Source organism: Burkholderia sp. HMSC10F09, from assembly GCF_001806955.1.
Taxonomy (GTDB): domain Bacteria; phylum Pseudomonadota; class Gammaproteobacteria; order Burkholderiales; family Burkholderiaceae; genus Burkholderia; species Burkholderia multivorans.
In genome coordinates this window covers 1-7,817 of sequence record NZ_KV786625.1, presented here as the reverse complement: position 1 = coordinate 7,817, position 7,817 = coordinate 1, and the positions used below count along the sequence as shown (strand labels likewise).

The window sequence follows — 7,817 nt, the reverse complement described above, 5'->3', positions numbered from 1 at the left end:
AGGGACTGCTCCCGCGCCGGCGAACGCTGCGCGCGCCTGCGCGCTGCCGGGCGCGTGCGCGGCGTCGCCGTTCGCGGCAGGCGGCATGGCATGTCCGTCGACCGCCGGTCTCGCGCCGTTCGGCCCATGCGGTCCCACGAATGCAACGGCGCCCGGCGCACCGGGTCGTCCCGCCTGAGCCGGCATCGGCGCCGCGGCGCCCGGCGCTGCCGTCGCGTTGCGCGGCGCCGGATGCACGATCGGACCGTGCGGATTCACGAGCTGCACGTTGCGCATCACCCATGCGCCCGTGTGCGCGGCGCCCGGCACGCGCACGGGCCGCGCCGCGTAATCGGGCGGCACGCTCGTCTTCGCGATCGGCGTGCCGGCGCCCGGCACGTGTTCGCCCTTGCGCACCAGATGCGCGGCCGCCTGATCGCGATACGCGGCCGGTACGGCCGGATTGCGCGTGGCGACGAACGGATGCTGGCCGATCGCGGCGGGCGGCCGATAGCTCGCGGTACGCAGGCCGCCCGTGAAGCTTTGCCGCACCGGCGCAATGCCCGGCGTGCCCGGCACCACGTGCGCATTGCGCCATTGCCGCGGATCGACGTGCTGCGCAAAGCGCGCGACCGGCTGGCCGTGCACGAACGCGGTCGCGGGCACGGCCGCGATCGCATGCGGCGCGCCGAAATTCACGTACGTGTTGTGCACGTTCGTCACGTTCACGGTGTTGTTCACGGTAATCCGGTTCACGACGATGTTCCGGTTCACGCGTTCGTAGTAGTGCGGACTCCATCCGCCCCAGGCCGGATGCCACGGCTCGCCCGGTCCGAGCGCGAACCACGCGCAGCCGGCCGCGGCGACGCCGCCGACCGTCAGCGCGACGCTCCAGTCGGGCCCGTCGCCGCCGCCGACGAACGCGACGAGCGCCGGCGCATAGGCGGGCGGCGCGCTGACGGCCGTCGGCCCCGGCACCCAGGCCCAGCGATCGTCGACGTAGGCCCAGCGACCGTAGTGATAGGGCGCGAAGCCCCATGGCGCGTCGTCGACCCAGGTCCAGCCCCAGGGCGCCTGCCAGATCCAGTGGCCGTCGTGATACGGCGCCCAGTCGGCCGGCGTGTCGTTCGGCACCCAGACGGGGCCGTACGCCGGCGTGTCGCGCCACGTGCCGTTCGCGTCGAGGTCCTGATAGCCGGGGATGTCGCGGGACACGTAGCGGGCCGACACCGACCGGTCCTCGGCCGCGTCGCGGCCCGCGGCCCACCGGTCGAGCGCGTCGGGCGGCGGCGCGGCCGACTGCTGCGCGATCTGCAGGTCGGTGCCGGTAAACACGGCCTGTTGCCCGGCGGAGAGCGGATATTGGCCGTTGCTGCCGTAGACCGTCGCGCTGCCGCTGCGCACGGTGACCGTCGTGCTTGCGCCATCGGGCGCGACGTCGACGCGATAATCGCCCGGCGCCGTAATGCCGAGCGCGAGGTTCGGCGTATCGATTTCGTACGACGTGCCGGCCGGTAGCGCGCGCACGTGCGTCGAGAGCGTGCCGAGGCCGACTTTCAGCTGCGTCGTCGAATCGTCGAGGTTCAGCACCGACAGGCTCGTCGAGGCGCCGAGCCGCACCGCGGTCGAGCCGATGTGCAGTTCCGAGCGGGCGCCGGCGTCGTTCCACAGCTGATCGCCGGTCGTGAGCGGCCGGTTCACCGCGGCATACGACCATGCGTCGGTGCCGGCCGGCTCGGTCGTCACCGCGCCGGACAGGTAGTTCAGCCGCGCGACGCGACCGGGCGGGTCGCCGGCGGACGGCTGCGCAGCCGCCGCATACGGTGCGGGTGCGGCCGTCGCGAAAACGGGCGGCAGCGCGGCGAGCGCCGCGACGGCGAACAGCGTGACGCGCGTGGTGCGCTTGCGCGCGAACAGAAAAGCCATGGTGAGCGATGGTCGTGATGTCGACACGTCGATTCGTGCCGCTCGATTCACGATATCCGCTCGACCTGTTTCAGTGCGCTGCGTTTTGTAAGTCCGATCGGCGGCGATGTAACAAAACCTGTCCATCGCGCCTCGCTGTCGTGCGCGCGCAATGTGTGCGTCAGCCGGTCGTCAGCCAGGCGTCGAGCGCCTGCTGTCCGGGCACCGTCACGCGCAGCACGCGCGGGCGCGACGTGCGCTCGACCCAGCCGTGCGCGCAGAAGCTGTCGAGCATCGCGGCGCCGAGCGCGCCGCCCAGATGCGCGCGGCGCTCGCTCCAGTCGAGGCACTCGCACGCGAAGCGGCGCCGCCGCGCACGCTGCTGCGCGACGTCGATGCCCCAGCGCGCGAGCGCCTGCGCGCCGAGTTCCGTCGTCTCGATGGCATCGCCGTTTGCGTGCAGCCAGCCGCGCGCGTTCAGACTGTCGAAGATGCGCACTGCGAGTTCGCCCGCCATGTGGTCGTAGCAGGTGCGCGCGTAGCGCAGCTCGGCCGGCACCGTGCGCGACGGCGGCGGCACCGGCCGGTGCGGCGCGGCCGCGCGCGCGACGTTCGCGAGCGCTTCGAGCGATGCGGCGATGTCGGCCGACGCCAGCCGGTAGTAGCGGTGCCGGCCGCGCACCTCGAGGGCGAGCAGCCCGCCTTCGGTCAGCCGCGCGAGATGCGCACTGGCCGCGGACGGCGACAGCCCCGCGATCAGCGTCAGCTCCCCGGCCGGGCGCGCGCTGCCGTCCATCAGCGCCCACAGCATCGCCGCGCGGCCCGGGTCGGCCAGCAGCGCGCCGATGCGGTTCAGGCCCGGAAAGTGGTGATCGTCGTGGTCGCTCATCGTCGTCTCGCGTCTGGGAATGATTCGCAGTGTAGGCGCTGCCGGCATTCGATGTTTCGGGCCCGGCTGAAATGTCGATGCGGCCCCACGCAGCGGCACAGCCGCCGACAGCCGCCGACCGGCGCAGCGCGGATCCGCAGCGGCAGCCGCGCCGCGCGTAGAATGGGCGAACGCGGCGGCAGCGGGCCGCCGCGATCCGACACGATGCAACGATGAAGACGTTTTTCTGTCTGCTGGCGGCCGTGCTCGTGTGCGCCGCGTGCGCGCAGGGCGGCGCCGCCGAGCGAGGCGGCAGCCTCGAAATGTACGGGACGATCGATCAGGGCGTGACGGTCCGCTATTGAGGGCTCCGTTGCGCGGCGCGTTGTCGCAGTGCAACGTATAATCGCGCCGTTACAGCGCCGCTGTTGCCTGGAGTTAAACGATGTCCCATTCGTCCCCCGTTCCGGCTCCCCTCGACCGCAACGAAACCGTATTCCGCTTCCTCGCCGAACCGTCGTCCGTGAACTTCGGCGGCAAGGTGCACGGCGGCGCGCTGATGAAATGGATCGACGAGGTCGCATATGCATGCGCGGCGGTCTGGTCGAGCCGCTACTGCGTGACGGTCAGCGTCGGCAACATCCGCTTTCAGCGTCCGATCCTCGTCGGCAACCTCGTCGAGCTGAAGGCGCGCGTCGTCGCGACCGGGCGCACCAGCATGCACATTCACGTGTCCGTGCATGCCGGCGATCCGAAGGGCGGCGTACTGCGTCAGACGACCGATTGTCTCGTCGTGTTCGTGGCCGTCGACGAGAACGGCAATCCGCTGCCGGTGCCGACGTTCGTGCCGGAAACCGACGAGCAGAAGCGGCTCGCGAAATACGCGATGGACGTGCGCGCGGCACTCGACAAGATCGTCGAGATGAAGCCGGAAGAAGTCGCGAAGGGCGAAGTGTGACGACGCGGGGGCGCGTGCGCCCCCGTTTGCATTGCGCCGCGCGGGCCGACGCTCAGCGTGTGCCGACCATCTGCTCCGGCCTGACCCACTCGTCGAATTCCGCCTCGGTCAGATAACCGAGCGCCAGCGCGGCGGCCTTCAGCGTCGTGCCTTCCTTGTGCGCCTTTTTCGCGATCTGCGCGGCCTTGTCGTAGCCGATATGCGGATTGAGCGCGGTCACGAGCATCAGCGATTCGTTCAGCAGCAAATCGATGCGCGCGCGGTTCGGCTCGATGCCTACCGCGCAGTGATCGTTGAAGCTCTGCGCGCCGTCCGCGAGCAGCCGGACCGACTGCAGCACGTTGTGGGCGATCATCGGCCGGAACACGTTCAGCTCGAAATTGCCGCTTGCGCCGCCGACGTTCACCGCGACGTCGTTGCCGAACACCTGGCAGCACAGCATCGTGACGGCTTCGGACTGCGTCGGATTGACCTTGCCCGGCATGATCGAGCTGCCGGGCTCGTTTTCGGGAATCGACAGCTCGCCGAGCCCGCAGCGCGGGCCGCTCGCGAGCCAGCGCACGTCGTTCGCGATCTTCATCAGGCCCGCCGCGACGGTCTTCAGCGCGCCGTGCGCGAACACCAGCGCGTCGGCGGCCGCCATCACCTCGAACTTGTTCGGCGCCGTGACGAACGGCAGCTTCGTCAGGCGGCCGATCTCGCCGGCCACGCGCGCCGCGAATTCCGGATGCGCGTTCAGCCCGGTGCCGACCGCGGTGCCGCCGAGCGCGAGCTCGTAAAGATGCGGCAGCGCCGATTCGACATGCCGGATGCCCTGGTCGAGCTGCGCAACGTAGCCTGAGAACTCCTGGCCGAGCGTGAGCGGCGTCGCGTCCTGCAGGTGCGTGCGGCCGATCTTCACGATGTCGGCGAACGCCTTCGACTTCGCGTCGAGCGTCGCGCGCAGCGTGCGCAGCGCGGGCAGCAGATGATTGACGATCGCGTACGCGGCCGCGACGTGCATCGCGGTCGGGAACACGTCGTTCGACGACTGGCCGCGGTTCACGTCGTCGTTCGGATGAACCTTGCGCGCTTCGCCGCGCTCGCCGCCCATCAGCTCGCTCGCGCGGTTCGCGATCACTTCGTTCAGGTTCATGTTGGTCTGCGTGCCGGAGCCCGTCTGCCAGACCGCGAGCGGGAATTCGCGCGCATGCTTGCCGGCGATGATCTCGTCGGCCGCGGCGATGATCGCCTGCGCCTTGTCGTCGGCGAGCACGCCGAGCGACTGGTTCACGGCCGCCGCCGCGCGCTTGACGATCGCCAGCGCATGGATCAGCTCGGGCGACTGTTTTTCCGTCGAGATCCGGAAATTCTGCAGCGAGCGCTCGGTTTGCGCGCCCCAGAGCCGGTCGGCCGGGACGGCGATCTCGCCGAACGTGTCGCGTTCCATCCGGACTGCTTCGTTCATGATGCACTCCTCGAGAAAAGGGGAAGGCCGCGCGGCGCGCGGCGAGGGCGTATCGTGAGGCGTGTGGGTGTTCAGTCGACAAGCATAGCGCCGGCCGCGATTTCGCGTCGTGTCGCGCTCAGCGCGCGGCGCTCGCCAACGACGCGCTCTTCAGATGGAAGCGCCACGCCATCAGCGCGGCGACGCTCGCGAGGCCGGCCGCGAGCCCCCACCACAGGCCGCGCGCGCCGAGTCCGGCATGGAACGCGAGCCAGTAGCCGGTCGGAAAGCCGATTCCCCAGTAGCCGAAGGTCGCCGCGAGCATCGGGATGCGCGTGTCCTTGAGCCCGCGCAACGCGCCCGACGCGACGGTCTGCATCCCGTCGACGATCTGGAATACCGCGGCGATGCCGAGCAGCGACGCGGCGAGCGCAACCGTGCCGGCGTTCGCCGGATCGTCGAGATGCAGGTAGAGCCCGACGATCGTGTGCGGCGCGACGATCATCACGAGGCCGGACAGCGACATGAACGCGATGCCGAGCCCGAGCGCGACGAAGCCCGCATGGCGTGCGGCGACCGGTTCGCCGGCGCCGACCCAGTAGCCGACGCGCACGTTCGCCGCCTGGCCGATCGCGAGCGGCACCATGAACGACACCGATGCGACGTTCAGCGCGATCTGGTGCGCGGCGAGCGAGGTCGCGCCGAGCACGCCGACCGTCAGCCCGGTCGCGAGGAACAGCGTCGATTCGACTCCGTAGGTGATCGCGACGGGCCAGCCGATCCCGATCAGCTCGCCCATCACCGGCAGCTTCGGGCGCGCGGCCGTCACGAAATGGCGAAAGCGCTGGCGCCCGTGCAGCAGCCAGATCAGCGCGAGCGCGGTCAGCCAGATCGTGATCGTCGTCGCGACGGCCGAACCGAGAAAGCCGAGCCGCGGCAGCCCGAATGCGCCGTGAATCAGCCCGTAGTTCAGCACGGCGTTCACGCCGACGCCGCCGATCGACACCCACAGCAAGCGGCGTGCCGCGCCGATCGCCGGCAGGAACGCGCGCATGAGGCCGACGCCGATCAGGCTGCCGAGCGCCGCGAAGCGCAGGATGCCTGTGTACTGGCCGACGTGACGCGCGAGCGTCGGCGGTTCGTGGAACATCAGCAGGATCGGTTCGGCGAGCGACAGCGCGACGATCGCCGGAATCGCGAGCAGCACCGACAGCACGAAGCCGGTCCAGTAGATGTGCGGCACGCGATCGTCGGCCTGCGCGCCGCGCGCATGCGCGACGCTGACGCTGACCGACGACAGCACACCCTGCAGCACGGTGACGATCACGAAGAAGAAGTTCGCCCCAAGGCCGCCGGCCGCGAGCGAATCGGGACCGAGCGAGCCGAGCAGCACCGTGTCGGTGACGCTCATCGCCATCTGCGAGAGCTGTGCGATCGCGAGCGGCGCGGCGAGGCGCGCGGTATCGGCGGCGTGACGGGACAGGGACGGCGGCGCGGCGGCCGTCCGCGTAAGACCGGAATGCGACATGGAGAGGGCGCTCGCGCGAGTGCGGGCCCGCGCTGCCTGTATTTATTTTGAGAGACGGCTAGCTTACGGCTTTATTCGCACGGTGTCGAACGCGCGCGGCGATGGCCATGTCGCGGACAGGGGGAACGCTACGCGCCGCCGTGCACGGCGATGCGCGTATCGCCGAACAGCACGACCTGGCCAGCCCGAATCTTGCAGGTCTTGCGCAGCTCGACCGCGCCGTCGACTTTCACCGCGCCGGACGCGACGATCATCTTCGCGGTGCCGCCGCTGTCGGCGAGGCCGGTGATCTTCAGAAGGTTGTGCAGCTCGACGTAGTCGCCGGTCAGCGTGAAATCCAAATTGGGCATGACGAAAGTGCGCGCGATGCGCGGGAGGAATCGCCCCGCATCATACGGCACCGCGCGCCGGCGCGCGAGCGGGCCGGATGTGAGCGAGTGTGAGCGATTCGTCAGCAAATGAAACCGTGGGTAACAGTCTGAGAGATTGCAGAACCGGCTGCATCGGCCGCGTGTCTCTCGCGTTACCTGCTGCATGTTTTCGCAGCGGGCGACGCGACGGATCGCACCGACGCGGTTCGCGCCCACAACTCTTGAGGAGGATTGTCATGTCCAAGATTCGTACGATGCTGATCGGTGCCGCGCTGACGGCGTTTGCCACTTCGGCCGCCTTCGCCCAGACGGGTACGGCTGCGCAGGGCACGGCCGGCGCTGGCGCGCAGACGCAGGCGCCGGGCGCCGGAATGGGTGCGGGTGCAGGCGCAGGCGTGGGGACGGGCGCAGGTACAGGCACAGGCACGGGCGCTGCGGCAGGTACGCAGGGTGGCGCCGGCATGAGCGGGTCGGGTAACGCGGTCGGCGGTGCGACGGATTCGGTCGGCGCAGCGGCGAACGGCGCGAACGACACGACCGGGTCGGCCGTTCATTCGACGAAGAAGCATATGAAGCACACCGCGAAGTCGGCCAAGCATCGCGCAGGCTCGACGAACTCGAAGGTCGGCGACGCGGCAACCGAAGGCGCCGGCGTTCAGGGCGGTGCGTCGGCGGGCGCCGGCTCGCAGTAAGCCGGCGATCGCGGCTCGCCGCGCGGCGCTCGTCCCTGACGGCGCGCCGTGACGGCGGTCACCGGGCGGCCCGGTTCGCGCTGAGGCGGA

The 7,817-nt window shown here is 70.2% G+C and carries 8 protein-coding genes; 3 read left to right on the top strand and 5 right to left on the bottom strand.

The features are described from left to right. Together HMPREF3115_RS08330 and HMPREF3115_RS08325 are read right to left on the bottom strand one after the other, a co-directional pair. Positions 1-1,905 (bottom strand): DUF6600 domain-containing protein (locus HMPREF3115_RS08330; RefSeq protein ID WP_070554063.1); only part of this gene is annotated, 1,905 nt, incomplete at its 3' end. A gap of 160 nt (positions 1,906-2,065) precedes the next feature. After that, on the bottom strand, positions 2,066-2,773 hold the full coding sequence (locus HMPREF3115_RS08325) for an ArsR/SmtB family transcription factor (RefSeq protein ID WP_012467540.1): 708 nt from the start codon (positions 2,771-2,773) through the stop codon (positions 2,066-2,068). Between the two features lie 212 nt (positions 2,774-2,985). Between HMPREF3115_RS08325 and HMPREF3115_RS32290 the strand changes: the two genes are divergently transcribed. Next, positions 2,986-3,117 carry a hypothetical protein gene (locus tag HMPREF3115_RS32290; protein WP_006400681.1) on the top strand — a complete coding sequence of 44 codons (132 nt, stop codon included), beginning with the start codon at positions 2,986-2,988 and terminating at the stop codon, positions 3,115-3,117. Between the two features lie 80 nt (positions 3,118-3,197). Further along, positions 3,198-3,710: an acyl-CoA thioesterase gene (locus HMPREF3115_RS08320; RefSeq protein WP_006400680.1), complete on the top strand. Its 513-nt coding sequence runs from the start codon at positions 3,198-3,200 to the stop codon at positions 3,708-3,710. Positions 3,711-3,762: 52 nt separating this feature from the next. Here the strand turns inward: HMPREF3115_RS08320 and fumC are convergent, their stop codons facing one another. The 3 genes from fumC to HMPREF3115_RS08305 form a co-directional block, all read right to left on the bottom strand. Continuing rightward, positions 3,763-5,157, bottom strand: a complete 1,395-nt coding sequence (gene fumC / locus HMPREF3115_RS08315; protein ID WP_006400679.1) for a class II fumarate hydratase — start codon at positions 5,155-5,157, stop codon at positions 3,763-3,765. 118 nt (positions 5,158-5,275) lie between these two features. Continuing rightward, positions 5,276-6,664, bottom strand: a complete 1,389-nt coding sequence (gene norM / locus HMPREF3115_RS08310) for a multidrug efflux MATE transporter NorM (protein ID WP_070554061.1) — start codon at positions 6,662-6,664, stop codon at positions 5,276-5,278. A gap of 128 nt (positions 6,665-6,792) precedes the next feature. Continuing rightward, positions 6,793-7,014 carry an RNA-binding S4 domain-containing protein gene (locus tag HMPREF3115_RS08305; protein WP_006406220.1) on the bottom strand — a complete coding sequence of 74 codons (222 nt, stop codon included), beginning with the start codon at positions 7,012-7,014 and terminating at the stop codon, positions 6,793-6,795. Between the two features lie 257 nt (positions 7,015-7,271). Here HMPREF3115_RS08305 and HMPREF3115_RS08300 point away from each other — a divergent pair, with 257 nt between their 5' ends. Next, positions 7,272-7,727, top strand: a complete 456-nt coding sequence (locus HMPREF3115_RS08300) for a hypothetical protein (protein ID WP_006400675.1) — start codon at positions 7,272-7,274, stop codon at positions 7,725-7,727. Positions 7,728-7,817 lie beyond the last annotated feature (90 nt).